Here is a 21,537-nt window from a genome sequence, read left to right on the forward strand (position 1 = left end):
TCCGTTCAGGAATGATGCGGATGGGCCAGCCCGGCCAGCATTGTGCGGTTGGCTGCTCCCGTCTTCCTGAGGATCGTGCCGACGTGTTTTTCGACGGTTTTTACCGAGATGCCAAGCTCCGTACCGATCTGCTTGTCCCGGAGTCCGCCCTCCACCAGCCGGCGCACCTCCCGCTCACGGGACGTGAGGAGGGCGGGATCGGCCGGTTCGCCCCACATTTCCAGTAGGGAGCGCGACAGAACAGCATCGCCGGCAACGGCCGAGTCGACCGCTCGCACGAGCGAATGCCCCTCGGTGGATCGGTTCAGGAACCCGCGGGCGCCAGAGTGGGCCGCGCGCCGGATTCGTTCGTCGTGTGGGTCTCCGACCAGGAGCACGACGGCCGTGCCCGGACTGGTGCGAGCCAGCGCCTCGATTAGGTCGGCGCCTGGCAGGTCGACCAGATCGATGTCAGTGACCACGACGTCGGGCTGCAGATACCGTGCCGCAGCGAGGGCGCCGGCAGCGTCGTCGCACTCGGCGATCACCTGGATGCCCGTCCCCTCCTGCGTGAGCAGGTGCACCAAGCCGGCGCGGATCACCGGTCGTTCGTGCATGACGAGCACCCGATGGGGGTGTGTCTCGCTCAGGCGCCCGATCGATACGTGCGTCGGTCTGCACGGATCGTCGCCGCCCGGCAGCCCGAATCTGTGGGCCAGCGCGGCGCGCTCGGACGTGTGAAACTCGGCCAGATTGATGTTGACCTCGATGGCCACGGTGTGCAGACGGAAGTCGGCGATGGCGGCGGCCGCCTGAGCGGCGAAACGTTCGAGTATCCGGGCGTCCTGGCTAGTGAAGAGGCGCTCTGAGGTATTGGCAAAGACCACGCAGGCGCCGATGACCCCGGAAGGAAGCCTGATCGGCACGCCGATGACCGGGCGCTGGTAGCGGGCGTCGTCCCGGCCGAGATGACCGCCCGGCACTTTGGAGTACTCACTGAACACAACGGATCCACCGGCTCGCACGACTGCTCCGGTGACGCCTTCATCCAGTGAGAAGACTTGGCCAGCCCGGCATTCGTCGCCGAGGTCGACCTCTTTGCGGTAGACCTGAGCGGTCTCATCGATAGTGCAGATCGATCCCATGGCGCATCCCAGCAACTGGGCGGCGCGCAGCAGGATCCGTTCCAGCAGAGGTCCGAGCCCCGTATCACCGGCCGGCCCCGTAGCCAGGAACAGGGCTACTTCATCGCCGGGCTCATCGGTCTGCGATCGAGGGGCATTACGAGGGGTCGGCAGGTGAGTCGGGGTCGGGCCCATCGTCTTCTCGTCTCTGAGTGTGCAAGCCAGCCTGGTTCCGTAGATAGCACTTCACCCTATGGGTCTGTCCCCCCTTGGCGCTAGCGGCGGGTGCTTCGATGTGGCGAGGAACCACACCAGCCGACGTAGCCTTCTGTGCCGTGACTCATGCGGCGTGGGGCCGCGCCGCCGGGGCCGCCAGCCCGGCCAGCACCATCAGCACCAAAACCAGGTACAGCGCGTTGAGGATTCCCCAGGCGTCGCCGAGCAGTCCGAGCACGGGCGGTCCGACCAGAAAAGCACCGTAGCCGATGATGGCGACGGCGCTCACCCGCGCCGCAGCGTTCTTGGTGTCGTCCGCGGCCGCCGACATGCCCACCGGAAAACCGAGCGAGGCGCCGATACCCCAGAGGATTGTGCCGACAAAAACGAGCGGGGTGTTCGGCGCGAGGATGAACAGTACGAGCCCCGCGATGCCGATTCCGGCGCAGGCCCGCAGCACGAGCACCCGGCCGAACCGGTCGAGCAGGGGGCCACCGATCACGCGGCCCACGGTCATCGCGGCCACGAACACTCCAAACACGATGGCGCCGTCGGTGTTGCTGAGACCGTGTCCATCGACCGAGGCGAGGGCCAGCCAATCGTTCGCCGAGCCCTCGGCGAACGTCATGCCGAGCACGATCAGCCCGATCAGCAGCAGTTTGCGATCACGCCAGACGGCGAGGCTGCCCTGCAGGCGCTCGCGCCAGGCGAGGCGCGGGGCATCCGCTTCAGTATCGATTTCGATGGCGGCCGGCAGGAACCGCACGGCCACGAGAACGGTGCCCAGAACGAGCGCCGCCATGACCAGCAGATGCCAGAATACCGAGATCTCCAACGCGGATGCCGCGGCGCCGCCGAGCGCGCCGACCACCGTGCCGAGGCTGAAGCAGGCGTGCATGAGTGGCATCAGAGTGCGGCCGATGGCCCGCTCGGCGGCCGCGCCCTCGACGTTCATCATGACGTCGAGGGATCCCATGCCCATGCCGAACACGGCGAGGGCCGCGAACACGAACGGGGCCGAGGGCGCGAGGCTGACGCCGACGCCCATGAACACGAGTCCGGTCGCCGACAGCGAGATGCTGACCAGCATGGCGCGGCGTGCGCCGAGGCGGGCGAGCAGTCCGGCGGCGATCAGCAGTCCGACGACCGAACCGGCCGAGAGACCGAAGATGAGGATGCCGACCTGCGCGGTATCGAGGCCCAGGCCGTCGCGGACGGCGGGAACCCGCGCCATCCAGCTGGCCAGGCCCAGTCCGGAGACGAAGAACGCTGCGAACACGGCGTTGCGCCAGCCGATCAGGCCCGAGCGTGTGGCGGTGGTAATCACGGGGGAGTTGGTCATCGGGCTCCTCAAGTGGCGGGCGGGAGGCCTCGACAGCGGGTGGGTGGGAACCTTAACGCTACAACGAGAAGTTCCCACAGGGGGTGGAGACGGCACTGAATGCTCAGGGTCACCTCGCGGCGTGGGGTGGGCCCGCCTGACGCGGCAGATCGACTGCAATTGCGGTGGTTCTCGCTCAAGACCTGCCTGACACCGGCGCATGACGCCCGAAGACCCCGCCGATTGGCGTCGGTCAGCGAGTTAGCGTAGCCTTACCTTATCCAATCAAACCCCTGTCCTTGGAGTCCCATGCGCATCCCGCTCTCCCTCGCCGCCCTCGTTGCCGGCGCCACCGTTCTTGCCCTAGCCGGGTGCACCCAAGCCGCCGAGCCAACGACAGCAGAGGCCACGAGCGACGGAGCCTTCACTCTCTACTCCGGTCGCGACGAAGCGCTCATCCAGCCGCTCATCGACCAGTTCGAAGAGACCAGCGGCATCAGCGTCGAGGTGCGTTACGGCAACACCGCCGAGCTCGGCGCGTTGCTGCTCGAGGAGGGCGACGCCACGCCCGCCCAGGTCTTCCTCGCGCAGGACGCCGGAGCGCTCGGTGCCCTCGCCAACGCCGACCTGTTTGCCACGCTGCCCGCCGAGACGACCGACGCGGTCCCGGTCGGATTCACCTCGACCGACGGCACCTGGGTCGGCGTCACCGGCCGGGCCCGCGTGATCGCCTACGACAGCGAGGCGATGAGCGCGGCCGAGGTGCCAACATCCGTTGACGCCTTCACCGACCCGGCGTGGGCCGGAAAATTCGGAATCGCGCCGACCAATGCGAGCTTCCAGGCCTTCGTCACCGCCTACCGCGTGCTGAACGGCGAAGAAGCCGCCGATGAGTGGGTCGCCGCCATCGCTGCGAACAGCCCGGTCATCTTCGACAACAACCGCGCAATTCTCGCCGCCGTCAATGACGGTGTGATCGAGGCCGGACTGCTCAATCACTACTACTGGTTTGCCATGGCCGCCGAGACCGGCGAAGAAAACATGCGTGCTCAGCTCTCCTACCCCGAAGCTGGAGACGCTGGATCCATCGTGAACGTGGCCGGCGCCGGCCTGCTGGCCGGAGCAGCCGAAGACGCCGACGCGCTCGAATTCATCGACTACCTGGTCGGCGCGAAGGCACAGCAGTACTTCGTGGATGAGACATTCGAGTACCCGTTGATCGCTGGCATCGACGCCCCGGCTGGCCTGCCGGCGCTCGACTCGCTGGTCAACCCCGACCTCGACCTCGCCGACCTCGACACCCTCGAAGACACCCAGACCCTGCTGGGCAAGCACGGCCTGATCTAATATTAAAGCAGTGAAGGCGCGGTTGCGGGCTCAGGTCGGCAGCCGCGCCCTACCCTTTACCAAAGCGGATGCCCCGGCGCCTGCCCGGCCTCGGAGCGCCAGTCGCTGCGGAGAGCTGCGCCCGACCCCACCGGTGGCCGCTCCCCGAGCCGCCCGATCACCCGGGCCGCGCGCATGACCGAACTACTGATCCCGCCGCCGGAAACGGCCGCGACCCGCGCGCCAGCCCGGTACCGCTTCGGTGCCCCGCCCTGGCTGCTGGCCGTCGCTGCGCTCTGCGCCGCAACTGCCGCCATCCCGCTGGTCTACCTGGTGGTGCGCACGACCGAGGCCGGTCTGACCGAACTTCTCGATACCCTCGTGCGCCCGCGAGTGCTGCAGCTCACGATCAACACCGCGCTGCTCGCCGCCGCCGTCACCGTGTCCGCTCTCGTGCTCGGCACGATCTGCGCCTGGATCCTCACTCGCATTCGCTTGCCGTTCCAGCGCACCCTCCTGCTGGTCTCGGCGCTGCCGCTCGCGGTGCCGAGCTACCTCGCCGCCTACGGCTGGCTGGTGTGGTTTCCGCACCTTAACGGCTTCTGGGCCAGCTGGTTCGTCATGACCATGGTCTGCACCCCGTACGTGACGCTGCCGGTCGCGGCGGCGCTGCGCGGGGCATCCGCTGATCTGGAATTGGTGGCCCGCACCCTGGGTCGCGGTCCGCTGCGGGCCTTTGCGGCGGCGACCTGGCCGCAGATTCGCCCGGCCGCGATTGCCGGCGCGCTGTTGGTCTGCCTCTACTCGCTGAGCGATTTCGGGCTCGTCTCGATGCTGCGGTTGCAGACGCTGACCTGGGGAATCAACGCCGCCTACGGCGCAAGCTTCGACCGTAACCAGGCCGCGCTGCTCGCCCTCGTGCTCGTGGTGCTCGCCCTCGTGGTCGTGGCCGGCGAACGCCGCAGCCGCCGTCAGGTCGCCAGCGTTCCCGGTCGCAGCACCATGCCGGCCCGCGCGCCCGGCCGCAAGGGGCCCTTCTACGTTGCAGTGCTCGTTGCCGCGCCGCTGGCCGGGGTCGTGGTTCCCGTGGTCGGGCTGCTCAGCCGGCTGATCGAGGCCGAAACCCTGCGCGCCATCGACGTTCCCCGGCTACTCGAGGCGGTCGGTTCGACCCTCGGGATCGCCCTCGCCGCCGCCGTGGTCGCCGTGCTCGTGGCGCTGCCGATCGCGGCGCTCGCGGCCCGTTACTCCGGTCGCCTGGTCGCCGTGATCGAGGCCGTTGGGTTTCTCGGCCACGCCCTGCCCGGCATCGTCGTGGGTCTCTCGCTCGTATTCTTCGCGCTCGCCGCGGTTCCGATGTTCTACCAAACCTCCGTCGTGCTCGTCTTTGCCTACGTCGTTCTGTTCATGCCGCGGGCGATCGGCAGCGTGCGCAGCGGCATCGCGGCGGTGCCGACGAGCCTCGGCGACGTCTCCCGCATGCTCGGCCTGTCACCGTTTCAGGCCTGGTGGCGGGTCACCGCGCGCCTCGCCCTGCCCGGCATCGCGATCGGTGCACTGCTTGTGGCCATCTCGGCCATGAAAGAATTACCAGCGACGCTGCTGCTGCGGCCGACGGGCGTGTCCACGCTCGCCACCGAGTTGTGGAGTCGCACGGCACTGTTCGAGTTCGGCGCTGCGGCGCCGTACGCTGCGGCGCTCGTGCTCGTGGCGATGGTGCCCGCGGTGCTGCTTAGCGGCATCCGCGGCACAGCAAGGGAGAACTAGTGGGCTGGGTAACGATCGAGGCGCTCCGCGTCGCCTACGGTGACCGCCGAGTGCTTGACGACGTCAGTTTGCGCATTCCGCGCGGCTCGCTCGTGGCCGTTCTCGGTCCAAGCGGATGCGGCAAGACCACGCTCCTGCGCGCCGTCGCGGGTTTGTTGCCGGTCGCCTCCGGCACCATCAGCGTCGGTGGACGCCTCGTCACCGGCCCCGGCGTGCAGCGGGCGCCGGAGAAACGCGGAATGGGCTGGGTCCCGCAGGATGCCTCGCTGTTTCCGCACCTCACGGTCGGCGAGAACATCGGCTTCGGGCTGCCGCGCACTCAACGGAGCGACGATCTGTACTGCGAACCAGGCGAGGTCCCCGGCGGTGTGGTCGGATTGCTGGCCGGCCTCACCCGCAGTGGACGAGCAGCCCGCGCGCGCCCCTCCTCGCCGCATTCGACCCACCTCAAAGCAGCGCCGATCAGCCCGGACCGGAGCCGGCAGATGAGTCGCTCGGCCCGCATCGCCGAGCTCGCCACCCTGGTCGGCCTGTCCGAACTCGTCGATCGTGCCCCCTCGCAGCTCTCCGGCGGCCAGGCCCAGCGGGTCTCGCTGGCCCGCGCGCTCGCCCCGCGGCCCGACCTCATGCTGCTCGACGAACCATTCGCCGCCCTCGACCCCCTGCTGCGCTCCGCCCTGCGCACCGAGGTCGCTGCGCTGCTGCGCGGCCAGCACAACACGAGTCTGCTCGTGACGCACGACCAGGAAGAAGCGCTTTCCCTCGCCGATTTCGTCGCCGTGATGCGCGGCGGCGAAATTCTGCAGTTTGGCACCCCCGCCGACGTCTACGAACGCCCGGTGGACCCCTGGGTAGCCGGTTTCGTCGGTGACACCGTCGAGCTCGACGGACACTGGCATGGCGGCCGCGTCGACTGCGCCCTCGGCTCGCTCGCAGCGGACTGGACGGGCGCAGCATCCGCTCCCGCCGACGGAACGCCGGTGCTCGTGCTGCTACGTCCGGAATGGCTGACGTCTACGTCAAGCGACGCGGCCGAGTCCGCGACCGAGCAGGGGACGCATGCCGTCACCACGGCCATCGCCTACGCCGGCCACGACGCTCTGGTCACTTTCACCGTCGCCGGAGGCCTCGTCGTGCGCGCACGCGTCGCGGCGCCCGACCTGCCGCGCATCGGCGACCGGGTTACCCTCGGGGTACGCCAGAACGCCCTCGCCTACCCGCTGGGCTAGCAACGAGAATGTTCAGCGAGTCGCCTGGCGCGAGCTCGCGATCGTGCCAACCTTAGAAGAGGTAAAAGCTGCGGGAGGTGCGTTCCCACAGTAGGCACGTAAACCTGCAGTCAATAGTTGTAGCCAAGCCAATGGAGGCCTGATGAACGAGCGCAATCCTAATTCGATCATGAGGCGTAAACCCATTACCGACATCGGCGATGAGGCCGCCAAGAACGGTCTCTTCAAGAGCCTCGGGCTCTGGCAGCTCACCGCGATCGGCGTCGGTGGCATCATCGGAATTGGCATTTTCACCCTCGCTGGACTCGTTGCCAACGGCGGCCCGGACGGCGAAGGCGCGGGACCGGCCGTGCTCATCTCGTTCCTGATCGCCGGACTCGCGAGCGCGGCTGCCGCCCTCAGCTACGCGGAGTTCGCCGGGATGATCCCTCGAGCCGGCTCCGCGTACACCTACGGCTATGTCGCCCTGGGTGAGATCGTCGGCTGGTTCATCGGCTGGGACCTGCTGCTCGAGTACATCGCGATCGTCGCCGTCGTGGCGATCGGCATCTCGGGGTATTTCACCGAGTTCATGAGTGGCATCGGTATCGAAGTTCCGACCTGGATGCAGGGCACCCCCGATACCCTGGACGGCGGCCTGATCAACCTGCCCGCCATCGTGGTGTGCGTGCTCGTGACCTTCATCCTCAGCCGTGGAACGCAGACCTTCGGCCGCTTCGAACTCGTCGCCGTCGGGCTCAAGGTGCTGTCGATCCTCGCCATCATCGTGCTGGGATTCTTCTACATCAACACCCAGAACTACGTTCCGTTCTTGCCCAACGGGTTCGGCGCGGTCTTCACCGGCGCAGCCACTGTCTTCTTCGCCGTCTTCGGCTATGACGCCATGAGCACCGCCGCCGAAGAGGCCAAAGATGGCAAGAAGCACATGCCGAAGGCAATTTTGCTCTCGCTCGCTATCGCCATGGTGCTCTACGTGCTCGCCACTCTCGTTCTCACTGGTATGCAGAATTGGCAGGATATCGACCCGACCGCCGCCTTTGCCGTCGCGTTCCAGTCCGTCGGGCTTCCGGTCGTCGCGACCGTGCTCTCGGCCTTCGCTGTCATCTCGATCCTCACCGTCATGCTGACCTTTCTGCTCGGCGTCAGTCGGGTCTGGTTCTCGATGAGCCGCGATGGCTTGCTTCCCAAGTGGTTCTCCGGCACCGATAAAAAGGGAACTCCCGCCCGCGTGACCTGGATCGCCGGCCTGGCCGCGGCCGTACTGGCCGGGGTCTTCCCGATCCGTCTGATTGCCGACCTCACCAACATCGGGATTCTTGCTGCCTTCGTTGTGGTCTGCGTTGCAGTGATTGTGCTGCGACGGACCCGTCCCGATGTTCCTCGCACCTTCAGGCTGCCATTCATGCCCTGGGTGCCCGTGTTCGGGGTGCTCTCTTCTGCTTTCCTTATTACGCAGCTGCACTGGGAGACCTGGCTGCGCTTCGGCATCTGGCTCGTCATCGGTTTGGCCATCTACTTCTTATATGGTCGCCGTAACTCGGTCATGAACCCGAAAAGTCCGCGCTACATCGAGCATCCGGTCGATCCGCACTAGCCTCGCACGGGCAACGGATGCGCGGCCTGGCGCGGCATCCGCTCAGCTGATCAGCGCGCGCCGACGACCATCCAGGCCAGACCGCGGGCGCGCAGCGACAGCGTCACGGCACGGGCACCGAGGTAGCCGAACGCGAACGCGGCCATGAGCAGCGCGAGCCCGGCCTCGCCCGCCGGCGCCCAGACCAGTACAGCCAAGGCCAGTGGCACGAACACGGCGAAGTTGAGCAGCCCGGTCAGGGCGAGATAGCGGGCGTCGCCGGCGCCGATGAGCACGCCGTCCAGCACGAACACGACCGCACCCAGGGGAACGGATGCCCCCAGCACGATGAGGGTCAGCGGCAACAGCTGCGTCACGGCTGAGGCATTGGTGAACGCGTGCCCGAGCACCCCGCTCGTGCCGATGACGCCCAAGGCGAGGACGAGTCCGGCCAACACGCCCCACTCCAGGCAGCGGCGCAGCACGGCGCGAACCTGTGCCACATCCCCGGCACCGAGGCCGCGGCCGACGAGGGCCTGGGCCGCGATCGCGAGGGCGTCGAGGGCGAAGGCCAGGGTCGCGAACAGCGTCATCGCAATCTGAAAGGCCGCGAGCTCGGGGGAGCCGAGCTGGGCGGCAACGAACACGGCGAGCAGCATGGCGGCGCGCAGGCTGAGGGTGCGCACGAACAGCCAGCCGCCGCTCCTGGCACCGAGCAGCAGCCCGGCCCGGTGCGGGCGCAGCGGGGCGCTGTGACGCCTGGCATGCCGGGTGACCACGACGAGATAGACGACGACCATGCCCCACTGCGCCACAACGGTGCCGACGGCTGACCCGGCGATGCCCCAGCCGAGCAGGTAGATGAACACGTAGTTCAGTGCGATGTTCGCGCCGAAACCGATGCCGGCCACGTAGAGCGGGGTGCGGGTGTCCTGCAGGCCGCGCAGCAGGCCGGTTGCCGCGAACACCAGCAGCATGGCGGGCAGGCCGAACATGGAGATGCCGAGGTAGGTCGCGGCATCCGCTGTCACGGCGGATTCAGCGCCGAACGCCCCGACCAGCGCCGGGGTGGCGAGCAGGCCGCCAGCCGCGAGCACGACGCCGAGGCCGAGGGCGAGCCAGAGCCCGTCGATGCCGACCGACACCGCCCTCTTGGAATCGCCCGCACCGAGCCAGCGAGCCACGGCCGGGGTCGTGCTGTAGGCGAGAAAAACCATGAGACCGATGATGGTCTGCAGCACCGCGCTGGCCAGGCCGAGTCCGGCCAGCGGAGTGGTGCCGAGGTGCCCGACCATCGCCGAATCCGCCAGCAGAAACAGCGGCTCGGCCACGAGCGCGCCGAGCGCGGGTACGGCGAGACGCAAAATGTCCCGGTCGATGGGCTGCGTGCGCAAAATATTGATGCTTCGACTCTACGGCGGCCCTGCGCTCCGTATCACGGCCCAGCCACCTCATGACCCAGCCAGATCGGGCGCCGTCATCCCGGCCACCTCCAAGAATGCCAAACGGATGCGACCGCTAAGACCCGAAATCGCTTCAGCCGACCCGCGAAATTGTTAAGAATTTAGAATCTTTCATCAACGACGTCCCCGAATCCCGCCCATCCCACCTCCCCTGCAGATAGGTTCGTCCTGAAGCCTCCGCTGATCGTGGATGCTCCGGGCACACTTTGCTCTGTCGGCGCCACCATCACCGGTCCGAGGTGTTCTTTTATCCCGCAAGGGTGTTCGCCGCCTCAGGCCGAGCGTGCGGACATCCGCTTCGAAAGGCCCCACCATGCCGGACCCCCAACCGCACCCCGAAACACCCAGTATCGGCGTCGTCCGCGAGAGCGGGGCGGATGAGCGGCGAGTTGCCCTCGTGCCGCGCGCCGTCGCGTCCCTCGTCGCGAAGGGACTCGACGTTGTCGTCGAATCCGGCGCGGGAGCAGAGGCCCTCATGGGTGACGACCTCTACCTCGAAGCCGGCGCCAGCATCGGCGATGCCTGGAGCGCCGACATCGTGCTCAAGGTCGCCCCGCCCACCGACGCCGAGATCGCCCGCCTCGAGCCGGGCGCGACCCTGATCGGGTTCCTGGCACCGCGCAACACGGAGAACAAAATCGCCGCCCTGCAGAACGCCGGCATCATCGGCTACGCGGTCGAGGCGATCCCGCGCATCTCCCGGGCTCAGGTCATGGACGCCCTCTCGTCGCAGGCGAACGTTGCCGGGTACAAATCCGTCATCCTCGCGGCGTCGCTCTCCACGCGGTTCTTCCCGATGCTCACCACGGCCGCCGGCACGGTCAAGCCGGCGAGCGTGCTCGTGCTCGGCGTTGGCGTGGCCGGGCTGCAGGCTCTCGCCACCGCGAGAAGGCTCGGCGGTCGCGCAACCGGCTATGACGTGCGTCCGGAGGTCGCCGACCAGGTGCGGTCGGTAGGAGCCCAGTGGCTCGACGTTGGCATCGATGCTGCCGGAGACGGCGGCTATGCCCGCGAACTCACCGCCGACGAGCGCGCCGAGCAGCAAAAGGCGCTCGAGGCCGCGATTTCCACGTTCGACGTCGTGATCACGACGTCGCTGGTTCCGGGACGCCCGGCACCGCGGCTCGTGACCGCTGCGGCCGTGCACGGCATGAAACCCGGCAGTGTCGTCATCGACATGGCCGGGGAGACCGGCGGCAACTGCGAGCTCACCGTTCCCGGCGAGACCGTCATTATCGGCGGCGTCACCATTGCCTCCCCGCTCAATCTGCCCTCGACGATGCCCGAGCATGCTAGTGAGCTCTACTCAAAGAACCTCACCGCCCTGCTCGAGTTGCTCGTGCGGGACGGCCGGCTCGACCCCGACTATTCCGACGACGTGGTGGCGCTCTCCTGCGTTACACGTGACTCAGTCTCGAACAGGAACTAACCCATGGACTCCTTTCTGGCGAACATCGCCATCCTCGTGCTCTCGGGCTTCATCGGCTTCGCAGTCATCTCCAAGGTTCCGAACACGCTGCACACCCCGCTCATGTCGGGAACCAACGCCATTCACGGCATCGTCGTGCTCGGCGCCCTCGTGGTGCTCGGTACGGCCGAGAATCCCGGCATCCCTTTGCAGATCATCTCGTTCGTGGCCATCGTGTTCGGAACCGTCAACGTCATCGGCGGCTTCGTCGTGACCGACCGGATGCTCGCCATGTTCAAAACCCGCCCAGTCGACACCAACACCAGCACCGCGACCGACGGGAAGAACTGACCATGGACATCCTCGTCTACGCCCTGTACATCGTCGCTTTCGCCATGTTCATCCTCGGGCTCTCCGGGCTGACCGCCCCGAGGTCCGCGGTGCGCGGCAACAAGATCGCTGCGGCCGGCATGGCTGTCGCCGTCGTCGCGACCCTGATCCACATCCGCGAGACCAGCAGCTGGGTGATCATCGTCGCGGCTCTCGTTGTGGGCGTGATCCTCGGCATCCCGCCCGCCCGCAAGGTGAAGATGACGGCAGTACCGCAGCTCGTCGCGCTGTTCAACGGAGTCGGCGGCGGAACCGTCGCGCTCATCGCCTGGGGTGAGTTCATCGAAAGCGACGGCTTCACCGGCCTGCACGCGGCCTCCGGCCCGGTGCTCCCGCTCGTCATCGCCTCCCTGTTCGCGGCGATCATCGGCTCACTGTCGTTCTGGGGTTCGATCGTCGCCTTCATGAAACTTCAGCAGATTCTGCCCGGGCGCCCCCTGTCGGTCGGCCGCCTGCAACAACCGCTCAACGCGATGTTGTTTCTCGGCGCCATCGTCGCGGCCGTCATCGTCGGGATCGGCTCAACCACCACCGGCGCTGACTTGGTTTGGTTCGTGGCGATCCTCATCCTGGCGGGCATCCTCGGGGTTATGACCGTGCTCCCGATTGGCGGCGCCGACATGCCTGTGGTCATCTCGCTGCTCAACGCCCTCACCGGTCTCTCCGCGGCGGCGGCCGGGCTCGCGCTCAACAACATCGCGATGATCGTCGCCGGCATGATCGTCGGAGCATCCGGTCCCATCCTCACCAACCTCATGGCCAAAGCCATGAACCGGTCGATTCTGTCCATCGTCGCCGGCGGCTTCGGCGGCGGCTCCAAGGGTGTTTCGGCCACGAGCACCGGTGACCAGCACGCGAAGTCCACTTCTGCAGCGGATGCCGCCATCAAGCTGGCCTACGCCAACCAGGTCATCGTCGTGCCCGGCTATGGCCTGGCCGTCGCCCAGGCCCAGCACGCCGTGAAGGACATGGCCAAGGTGCTCGAGTCCCGGGGCATCGAGGTCAAGTATGCGATCCACCCGGTGGCCGGGCGCATGCCGGGGCACATGAACGTGCTCCTCGCCGAGGCCGACGTCTCCTACGACGCGATGAAGGAGATGGACGACATCAACGGCGAATTCTCCCGCACCGACGTCACCATCGTCATCGGAGCCAACGACGTCACGAACCCGGCGGCGCGCAACGACCCGAACTCGCCCATCTTCGGCATGCCCGTGCTCAACGTGACCGAATCCCGGTCGGTGATCGTGCTCAAACGTTCCATGAGCTCGGGCTTCGCCGGCATCGAGAACCCCCTGTTCTTCGCGGCCAACACCACGATGCTCTTCGGCGACGCGAAGAAGTCCGTCGCCCAGGTGACCGAGGAACTCAAGGCGCTGTAGGGGGCTCTTGTTGCATGACTGCGCCCAATGCTGAAATCACACGCTACCGTGCCAGGATCGCCAGTCCTGCCAGGGTTGAGCCGTCCACCAGTGCACGAGCGCGAAACAGGTGATCGGCGGCCGCCGACCCGGGTGCCGCGCGCATCCGCTCGTAGAATTCGACTTCGCCGAGTGGATGCCTGCGCGCTCGCCTATCATGGCCCACACGATCCCGCTATGCGGCTGCCTGTCACCCCGCCCGGATAGGCTGGAGGCATGACTGAGCTGGCGACTGCATCCGGAATCAACAGACACGAACTTGACCCGGAGGTGCGACCGCAAGACGACCTCTTTCGGCACGTGAACGGACAGTGGATCGCGCGCAGCGAAATTCCCGCCGACAAGGCCCGCTGGGGCTCCTTCATGATGCTCGCCGAAGACGCCGAAAAGGCCGTGCGCGAGATCATCATCGAGGCGCAGACCGCGCCGGAGGGCAGCCTCGAACGCAAGTTCGGCGACCTCTACACAAGCTTCCTCGACGAAGAGCGCATCGAAGCGCTCGGCGCGACACCCCTGCACAACGACCTGGCAGCAGTCGATGCCGTCACCACCATCTCCGAATTGCTCGCCACCCTCGGCCGCCTCGAGCGTGGAGGAGTCGCCGGAGCCTTCCACCTCTACGTCGACAACGACCCGGGCAACCCCGAACGCTACCTCGTCTTCATTGCGCAGGGCGGCATCGGCCTGCCTGACGAGTCCTACTACCGCGAAGAGAAATTCGCTGATATTCGCGCCAAGTACCAGCAATTCCTTGAGCGGATGTTCACCCTCGCCGGTTTCGCCGACGCCGCCGGCCGCGCCGCGCGCGTCTTCGAGCTCGAGACCGAACTCGCCTCGCACCACTGGGACAAGGTCGCCACGCGCGACAGTGAGAAGACCTATAACCTGCGCACCTGGGATCAGGTCTCGGCGCTCGCTGCCGGCGCCGACGTCGACCTCTGGTTGGACGGCCTCGACGGCCCGTCCGGTGCTCTCGCTGAGGTCGTCGTGCGCGAACCGAGTTACATTGTCGGACTCGCGGCGACGCTCACCGAGGACCGCCTGGAGGCCTGGCAGGACTGGCTGCGGTGGCAGGTCATCCGCTCGAGTGCTGCGTACCTGTCTGGCGAATTCGTGGAGGCGAACTTCGACTTCTACGGTCGAACCCTGAGCGGCACCCCGCAGCTGCGCGAGCGCTGGAAGCGCGGCGTCTCGCTCGTCGAGGGCGCCCTCGGTGAGGCCGTCGGTCGCATCTACGTGGAGCGCCACTTCAAGCCGAGCGCCAAGGCGAGCATGGACGTGCTGGTCGCCAACCTCGTCGCCGCCTACGAGAACAGCATCAGCACCCTCGACTGGATGACCGAGGAGACCCGCGGGAGGGCGCTCGAGAAACTCAGCAAGTTCACGCCGAAGATCGGCTACCCGGTGAAATGGCGCGATTATTCGAGCCTGGAAATCACCGCCGACGACCTGATCAGCAACGTCAAGGCCGCCGGCGAGTTCGAGTTTCAGCGCGAGCTCGGCAAGATCGGCAAGCCGCTCGACCGCGACGAATGGTTCATGACGCCGCAGACCATCAATGCCTACTACAACCCCGGATTCAACGAAATCGTCTTTCCGGCCGCCATTTTGCAGTTTCCGTTCTTCGACGAGGAGCGCGACCCAGCCGCCAACTACGGCGCGATCGGCGCGGTCATCGGCCACGAGATCGGCCACGGCTTCGACGACCAAGGCTCCAAATACGACGGCGACGGCCGCCTCACCGACTGGTGGTCCGCCGACGACAAGGCCGCATTCGAGCTGCGCACGACCGCACTCATCGCCCAGTTCGAGGGCCTTGAACCAAAGGCTATCCCCGGAAACACCGTGAACGGCGCGCTCACGATCGGCGAGAACATCGGCGACCTCGGCGGGCTTTCCATCGCCTGGAAGGCCTACCTGCTCTCGCTCGATGGCCAGGACAGCCCGGTCATCGACGGCCTCACCGGGCAAATGCGCTTCTTCTTGTCCTGGGCCCAGGCCTGGCAAATGAAATTACGCGACGCTGAGGCCATCCGCTTGCTGGCCATCGACCCGCACTCGCCGAACGAGTTTCGCTGCAACCAGATCGTCAGCAACATTCCCGCGTTCTACGAGGCATTCGACGTTTCCGAAGCGGATGCCCTGTGGCTGGCCCCGGAAAAGCGCGTCACGATCTGGTAGCGGTACCGTCCGCGGCGGGCATGCCGGGGTCCGAGTGGGGTGTCATGATCTGGCCTTCTCGCCTCGGCCAGTTCGCGCGTCCCCCGTCTTTGTTAGGGTTGGCCGTGCGCCTTGATCGGCCAGAGGCTGGCCTTGCGCCGTTTGCCGCTGTAGTCGCTGGCTGAGCCGAGTGACTCAGAGCGGATTGACTCAGAGTAGATTGACGCAGTCCGGGTTTGTAGCAATCGGCAGCACCGAGGGAGGAATGAGCCAACGATGGTCTTGTCCAGCGGTTCTGGTCCGAGCGGCGGCGGGCATCGGTCCGGCCCGGATGCGGGCGATGCCGTCGCCTCAGGTTTGATGCGTTCCCGCCACGCCGCAGCGCCCGGCGGCAAACACCGCGGCGCCGAGACTCCAGAAAGCTTCGCTCGCGGCTTCGCCGCCCTCGGCGACCTTGCCCTGAACGGTGTGCAGGTTTCGGCCCGGGCGACCGACCTCGCGACCGGCCGGGTCTTGTTCTCGGTCGACGACCACGTCTCCATGCCGACCGCGAGTATCGGCAAGGTGCTGCTGCTGATTGAGGTAGCCACGCGGCTGAAAGACGCCGAGTTCGGTATGGCCACGATGCTCGAGCGTACGAATGTCGATGCCGTGAGTGATTCCGGCGTCTGGCAGCACCTACAGGTGGCCCGATTGGGTGTCGCGGATCTCGCCGCGCTCGTCGGGTCGACGAGCGACAACCTCGCGACGAACGTGCTCATTCGCGCCGTCGGGCTGCACTCGGTGCGTGCCCGCACCGAGCAGCTCGGCCTCAGCCGTACGGCACTGCTCGACCTGGTGCGCGACAAACGCGGCCCCGATGACGCACCGCAGCTGTCGGTGGGCAGCGCCAAGGAACTGACCTGGCTGTTCACCGCGCTCGCCCGCGGCGAAATCGTGGACGCTGAGACGAGCGCGCGCGTGATCGGCTGGCTGTCGCTCAACACCGACCTGTCGCTGGTCGCGAGCGCCTTTGGGCTCGACCCCCTGGCGCATCGGGAGAGCGATCACGGCCTGCTCATGGTCAACAAGACCGGCACGACCGCCGGGGTGCGCAGCGAGGTGGGTATCCTCCGTGGCCCTCGGGCCGGTGCGACCTATGCCGTGTCGATGGCATTCGATGACGCCCTGTTGATGACCCGCCTCGCGGTGCTCGAGGGGATGCGCGCGGTCGGGGCGGACCTGCTGGAGTACGTGCACTAGCTCCCGCCAAGTTGTGCCATCGTGTACGGGACGGGCATTGACGCCCGTCACCGGAGCGAAGGAGCTATGCCATGGCGGTTATCGGATGGATTGGACTCGGACACATGGGCGGCCCCATGACGGCGAACCTGGTGAAGGCGGGGCACAGCGTGCGCGGCTTCGACCTCAACGCCGAGGCCCTCGACGCTGCGGTCGCTGCCGGCGTGACCCGAGCGACCAGCATCCAGGACGCCGTTGACGGCACCGACGTTGTCTTCACCATGCTTCCCAAGGGTGAGCACGCCCGCGCGGTGTACTTCGGCGAGGCGGGAGTCTTCGCCCATGCCGACCCGAAAACCCTCCTGGTGGAGTCGTCGACGATCGACATCGAATCCTCCCAGGCCCTGCACGACGCGGCGAAAGCTGCGGGTTTTCGCCTCGTCGACGCCCCGGTCTCGGGTGGCATCACCGGTGCTGAGGCCGGCACGCTCACCTTCATGATCGGTGGCGAAACGGATGCCGTCGCCGACGCGACCACCTACATCCAGCCCATGGCGGCGCACATTATTCCGACCGGCGGGGCCACGACCGGCCAGGCGGCGAAGATCTGCAACAACCTCATGCTGTTCATCAACCTGGCCGCGACCTCGGAGGGGGCGGTTTTGGCCGATCGGCTGGGACTGGACCCGCAGGTTTTCTGGGATATCGCATCCGTTTCATCGGGCGACAGCTGGGCGCTGCGCACCTGGTATCCGATCGAGGGAGTCGTGCCGTCGGCGGCCGTGAACCGCGACTTTTCGCCGACCGACACCCCGCTCGAGATCGGGAAGCACGTCGCCCAGCTGTTCCAGCGCCTGGTCGATCAGGGGCAGGGCGGCAAGGACTGCTCGATGATCGTGAAGCTCGTCGACGGCACCCTGGCCTGACGCTTGCGCCGAGCCGTGAGTTTCATACCCCTTCAAACGCTTCCACGCGTTGAGACGCACGGGGCGGCGGGTTGACCATGGCGACCAGGTGCATCTGGGTTCGTTCAGGTGTTGAGCGCATGGAAGCCTTCCAGAAAGCCGAGAAAGGAACTCAGGCCGACGACGACGGTCAACGTGGTCAGTACCGCGGCGGCCATGGCCCAGTCGGTGCGGGTGAGGGGAATACGCCGCCAGGTGCTGCGCGGGGTCAGGCCGAGGCCGCGCGACTCGAGGGATTGCGCCATCCGCTCGCCCTTGCGAATCGATAGCACCAGCAGGGCGAAGGCTGCCCGACCGTATTGACGGAGGCCGCGAGGCGGCTTGCCATTGGGGCGGAGGGCAGCGCGCACCGCGTGTGCCTGGCGGATGGTCTGCCACTCGCGCGGCAGCTCTTCGAGCATACGGTAGCCGGCGAGTACGGCGTAGGTGAGGCGGGAGCCGAGCCGGGCGTGCTGGTGCAGGCTGGTCATGAGGGCCACGCCGTCGGTCGAGAGCACAAAGCCGATCGAGAGCACGCCGATGACGAGGGTGCGCAGGGCGAGGGCAGCCCCCACGAGCAGTCCCTCGGTGGTGATCCGCAGCACCCCGGACTGCCAGAGTACGTCCCCTGGCCGGCTGAGCGCGTTCACGATCAGAAGGCCGAGAGCAAATGCCAGAAATGGAATATGTGCGAGAACGAATACTTTCACGGGAATGCGAGCCGTGACGGCGACCGCGCCGAGAGCGAGCAGGTACAGCACCAGTGGCGTGATCGGATCGAAAACAAACATCAGCACGAGGGAGACGACGAACAGAAGCGCGAGTTTGACGGTCGGGTTGCGCCTGGCCAGGGCGCTGCCGGGCCGTCGTGTCGGGGGAGCATCGACGTCGATGAGTTGAGCAGTCATGTCGTCGCGCCCACGGCAACGTCGAGCTGACCCAGGACGCGGCGAATCCGCGCGTCAGAATCGAATTCCTTGAGCAGGTGCCGAATCAGCGGGGGCAGCTCGAGCCCGGCCTGCTTCAGCACCTCGTCCCACCGCAACACCTCGAACACCGGCCCGTCGGCGATCACCGTGCGGTCGGCCAGCACGATCACCCGGTCGGCGAGGGTTGCAACGGTACGAAGATCATGACTCGAAAAGAGGATGCTGCGGCCCGCGTCGGCCGCCTGGCCGAGCGCTGCCAGGGTGGCGATGGTGTCCCGGCGATCGAGGCCGAAGGTGGGTTCGTCGGCGAGCAGCACCGGCCGATCGTGCGCGAGCATGGCGGCGACGCTGAGCCGCCGCTTCTCGCCGCCGCTCAGTCGATACGGGCTTTGATCGGCGAGGTGGGTCAACCGGTGCCGGTGCAAAATGGCCTGAAGCTCGTCATCGCTCAGGCTCGGCAGCCCATGCCGAATCTCGCCGCGCACGGTGTGCTCGACGAATTGGTGCTCGGCATTCTGAAAGATCATGCCGGGTCGGGCGCCGGTCACGGTGCCTACCGATGGCCGGTGCAATCCCGCCAAGGTCAGCAGCAACGAGGTTTTGCCCGTTCCATTGCCGCCGAGCAGGGCCACGATTTCGCCGCCCCGCAGATCGAGGCTGACGCCGGCGAGAACCGTTGTGGCGGTCCCGTTCGGCGCGCCAACCCCGCGATCAATGGCCACATCCGTGGCGGTCAGAACGATCCGGCCGAAGTCCTGCCGTCGCCCTAAGGCTTCGGCCGGCTCGCCGAGTGACCGGAGGCCGGCGCGCACGCCCGGTTCGCCGAGCCCGCCGGCGCACCCGGTCACGGCGAGCAATTCGGTTTCGAGCGGAAGCCAGCATCCGTTTTGATTGAGCGAGCGCCCATGCTGGGCGAGCACGTCGACCGTGGGGCCATCGGCAATGACGGTTCCGGCCTCGCCGAGCACGAGTGCGCGTGGCGGCAGCCCGGCGATTCCCGCCGTGCCCGTGAACTCGTCGATGCGGTGTTCGACCAGCACGACGGCCGGCCGGTAGGTGTCGACGGCCGAACGGATGGCGCGGCGCACGGCGCCCAGGCCCGCCGCGTCGAGCATCGAGGTGGGTTCGTCCAGCAGGAGCACGGCCGGTTCGGCGATGAGGGTGGCGGCGAGGGCCACGCGCTGGCCTTCGCCGCCGGACAGCTGCCCGGTCGACCGGTGTCGCAGCATCCGTGCCTGAACAGCGTCAAGCGCGCGATCGATGCGCGCCGAGATAAGCGCCGGGTCGACACCGCGGTTTTCGAGCGGCAGGGCAAGCTCCTGTTCGACGTCGGGCAGGCAGACCGACGATGCGGGGTCCTGCGCGACCACGCCGACGAGCCGGGACAGCTCGACGACGGAGGTTTCGATACTGAGCGTCCCTCCCATGCGCACACTGCCGCCGAGCGAGGCTACGACCGAATGCGGAATGACGCCGGTGATGGTCTGCAACAGGGTGGATTTGCCCGAACCGGAGGCGCCGAACACGATGAGCTGCTCGCCCGGCGCGAGGCGCACCGACACGTCGCTGAGCACGGCCTCGGGCCGACGCGGAAATCGCACCGACACGTCCTGCAGTGTCAGGATGTCGGTCTCAGGCACGGGCGAGGCGATCGCGGCCGATCGCGAAATTGTCGACGACGCCAGTTTTGTCGAGGGCATCGACGATGAGTTTGGCCAGCAGTCCGCCGAGAATCACGCCGGAGATCAGCTGAATCGCGAGGCGCAGCAGAAAGATCTCCTGGCCGTACCAGCCGGAGCGAAATGCCGAGTAGAAGAACACCAGCCCGGCGCCGAGCAGCCCCGAAAGTGCGTAGGTCAGCCAGCCGTAGTTGCGGTAGCGAGTGAGGGCGAACGGAATCTCGCTGCCCGCGCCTTGAATGGCGGCGGCGACGAAGAGCAGCGGCCCGACCATGGAGCCGAGAAAGACGACCTCGATCACCGACGCGATAACCTCCGCAAAGATGCCGGCGAACGGCCGTCGCACGATGGCGATCGCGATCGGGGCGACGAGCAGCCAGGAGCCGAGCAGAAAGTGCTGCGCGAGGTCGCCGGCCGGACCCATCGCGATCGACAGGGCGGTCCATGCCTGCACGAATATCCAGTACAGAAAGCCGAACACGACACCGAGCACGACGACAAGCACGAGGTCTTTGAGGCTCCAGTGCCTTTTCTTGGCGGATGCTGTGGGCATGGCTGTTTCCTTCTGGTCGGCGTCAGGACGCATGGGAGTTCAGGCTCGGGCTGTTGAGGGACAGGGTCGCGTGCGTCGCCACGTGCTGCACCGTTCGGCCGGCCACGATCCAGCCGGCGGCGATGACCTGCAGCACGAGGGCGAGGTCGCCCTCGAGCCGGGTGACGAAGTGCTCGCTGTGTACCGTGAGCCCGGAGGCCTTGGCACTCTCGATCGCGGCGTAGATGTCGCGCATGTGATCGGCGGAAGCAGAACCGGTGCCGTCATCCAGTGGATACAGTGCCCATTCTGCGACAGCGTGTACGCCGGTGGGCGTGAGGTTCACGACCTCGGCGAAGAGCCCGCCGTTGGGCGGCAGCGTGCAGGTGACTTCGCCGGGGCATCCTCGGGAGAATTGCACGGTTGCCGTGACGTGGGCTCCGCTGCGGCTCGCGCCGGCGACGACCTGGCTGACGTAGCGCAGCAGGTCGGGTTCGGCGCCGGACAGGTAGGTGCTGACGACGCCGGTTTGAAGTGCGATCCCGGTCGAATCTGCCTGCTGGAGTGCGTCGAGAATGACGGCGGCGTAGTCGTCGCGCATGACGGCGAGGGTGAGGCGCGCGCCAATGCCGAACTCCGCCGGTGTGGCTGTGAAGGGGGTTTCTGGAATGATCGTGCCCATTTCTTTCGTGGGGGCACGGGAAAGACGAGTCAGCCTCCCTGCGCTGGCATGATCCAGATCAGGTTCGACGGTCGAAGCCTCTGCAGCTTCCTCTCAGCCCGATTAATCGGACTCCCGTGTTGATACAACGAAAGTATGGCATGCCCGTGGCTGCCCGATCCTCGAGTAGACAG

At 66.9% G+C, this 21,537-nt stretch carries 17 protein-coding genes and 1 riboswitch; of the genes, 10 read left to right on the forward strand and 7 right to left on the reverse strand.

Annotation, left to right across the window (positions count from 1 at the left end):
• Nucleotides 1-5: 5 nt before the first annotated feature.
• Nucleotides 6-1,298, reverse strand: coding sequence for a GAF domain-containing protein (locus E3O45_RS09850; protein ID WP_134443241.1), 1,293 nt, complete (start codon nt 1,296-1,298; stop codon nt 6-8).
• Between the two features lie 145 nt (nt 1,299-1,443).
• On the reverse strand, nt 1,444-2,661 hold the full coding sequence (locus E3O45_RS09855; protein WP_134443242.1) for an MFS transporter: 1,218 nt from the start codon (nt 2,659-2,661) through the stop codon (nt 1,444-1,446).
• A 288-nt stretch (nt 2,662-2,949) separates the two neighbouring features.
• Between E3O45_RS09855 and E3O45_RS09860 the strand changes: the two genes are divergently transcribed.
• From E3O45_RS09860 to E3O45_RS09875, 4 genes are all read left to right on the forward strand, one after another.
• The gene (locus tag E3O45_RS09860) at nt 2,950-3,987 is read left to right on the forward strand and encodes an extracellular solute-binding protein (protein WP_134443243.1); all 1,038 of its coding nucleotides are present in this window, start codon (nt 2,950-2,952) and stop codon (nt 3,985-3,987) included.
• 174 nt (nt 3,988-4,161) lie between these two features.
• Complete coding sequence (locus tag E3O45_RS09865; protein WP_134443244.1) at nt 4,162-5,733, forward strand: iron ABC transporter permease; 1,572 nt, start codon at nt 4,162-4,164, stop codon at nt 5,731-5,733.
• Nucleotides 5,733-6,962, forward strand: a complete 1,230-nt coding sequence (locus E3O45_RS09870) for an ABC transporter ATP-binding protein (RefSeq protein ID WP_134443245.1) — start codon at nt 5,733-5,735, stop codon at nt 6,960-6,962. The genes E3O45_RS09865 and E3O45_RS09870 overlap by 1 nt, the downstream gene beginning before the upstream one ends.
• A gap of 169 nt (nt 6,963-7,131) precedes the next feature.
• Nucleotides 7,132-8,556, forward strand: a complete 1,425-nt coding sequence (locus E3O45_RS09875) for an amino acid permease (RefSeq protein ID WP_370450359.1) — start codon at nt 7,132-7,134, stop codon at nt 8,554-8,556.
• 50 nt (nt 8,557-8,606) lie between these two features.
• On the opposite strand, the gene E3O45_RS09880 is transcribed toward E3O45_RS09875, so the two are convergent.
• On the reverse strand, nt 8,607-9,929 hold the full coding sequence (locus E3O45_RS09880; protein WP_134443247.1) for an MATE family efflux transporter: 1,323 nt from the start codon (nt 9,927-9,929) through the stop codon (nt 8,607-8,609).
• Between the two features lie 382 nt (nt 9,930-10,311).
• On the opposite strand from E3O45_RS09880, the gene E3O45_RS09885 reads away from it, so the two are divergent.
• The 6 genes from E3O45_RS09885 (at nt 10,312) to E3O45_RS09910 (ending at nt 17,524) form a co-directional block, all read left to right on the forward strand.
• Entirely contained in the window at nt 10,312-11,427 is a 1,116-nt protein-coding gene (locus E3O45_RS09885; RefSeq protein WP_134443248.1) for an NAD(P) transhydrogenase subunit alpha, read from the forward strand.
• Nucleotides 11,428-11,430: 3 nt separating this feature from the next.
• Nucleotides 11,431-11,757: an NAD(P) transhydrogenase subunit alpha gene (locus tag E3O45_RS09890; protein ID WP_134443249.1), complete on the forward strand. Its 327-nt coding sequence runs from the start codon at nt 11,431-11,433 to the stop codon at nt 11,755-11,757.
• Nucleotides 11,758-11,759: 2 nt separating this feature from the next.
• Nucleotides 11,760-13,178 (forward strand): NAD(P)(+) transhydrogenase (Re/Si-specific) subunit beta, encoded by a 1,419-nt coding sequence (locus tag E3O45_RS09895; RefSeq protein ID WP_134443250.1) that lies wholly within the window; start codon nt 11,760-11,762, stop codon nt 13,176-13,178.
• A 255-nt stretch (nt 13,179-13,433) separates the two neighbouring features.
• Nucleotides 13,434-15,398, forward strand: a complete 1,965-nt coding sequence (locus E3O45_RS09900; RefSeq protein WP_134443251.1) for a M13 family metallopeptidase — start codon at nt 13,434-13,436, stop codon at nt 15,396-15,398.
• A 339-nt stretch (nt 15,399-15,737) separates the two neighbouring features.
• Nucleotides 15,738-16,619 carry a serine hydrolase gene (locus E3O45_RS09905; protein ID WP_134443276.1) on the forward strand — a complete coding sequence of 294 codons (882 nt, stop codon included), beginning with the start codon at nt 15,738-15,740 and terminating at the stop codon, nt 16,617-16,619.
• Between the two features lie 71 nt (nt 16,620-16,690).
• Nucleotides 16,691-17,524: an NAD(P)-dependent oxidoreductase gene (locus E3O45_RS09910; RefSeq protein WP_134443252.1), complete on the forward strand. Its 834-nt coding sequence runs from the start codon at nt 16,691-16,693 to the stop codon at nt 17,522-17,524.
• A 104-nt stretch (nt 17,525-17,628) separates the two neighbouring features.
• On the opposite strand, the gene E3O45_RS09915 is transcribed toward E3O45_RS09910, so the two are convergent.
• The 4 genes from E3O45_RS09915 to E3O45_RS09930 are packed head-to-tail and all read right to left on the reverse strand — an operon-like array spanning nt 17,629 to nt 21,364.
• A complete protein-coding gene (locus tag E3O45_RS09915; RefSeq protein WP_134443253.1) occupies nt 17,629-18,450 on the reverse strand; it encodes an energy-coupling factor transporter transmembrane protein EcfT in 822 nt (273 codons plus the stop codon).
• Nucleotides 18,447-20,111, reverse strand: a complete 1,665-nt coding sequence (locus E3O45_RS09920) for an ABC transporter ATP-binding protein (protein WP_166789453.1) — start codon at nt 20,109-20,111, stop codon at nt 18,447-18,449. The genes E3O45_RS09915 and E3O45_RS09920 overlap by 4 nt, the downstream gene beginning before the upstream one ends.
• Nucleotides 20,104-20,703, reverse strand: a complete 600-nt coding sequence (locus tag E3O45_RS09925; protein WP_134443255.1) for an ECF transporter S component — start codon at nt 20,701-20,703, stop codon at nt 20,104-20,106. Before E3O45_RS09925 ends, E3O45_RS09920 begins: the two co-directional genes overlap by 8 nt.
• A gap of 22 nt (nt 20,704-20,725) precedes the next feature.
• On the reverse strand, nt 20,726-21,364 hold the full coding sequence (locus E3O45_RS09930; RefSeq protein ID WP_134443256.1) for a YkoF family thiamine/hydroxymethylpyrimidine-binding protein: 639 nt from the start codon (nt 21,362-21,364) through the stop codon (nt 20,726-20,728).
• A gap of 17 nt (nt 21,365-21,381) precedes the next feature.
• Nucleotides 21,382-21,492, reverse strand: a riboswitch (TPP riboswitch).
• Between the last annotated feature and the right edge of the window lie 45 nt (nt 21,493-21,537).

Origin of the sequence: Cryobacterium sp. TMS1-20-1, from assembly GCF_004402355.1 — a bacterium.
Classification (GTDB): Bacteria; Actinomycetota; Actinomycetes; order Actinomycetales; family Microbacteriaceae; genus Cryobacterium; species Cryobacterium levicorallinum.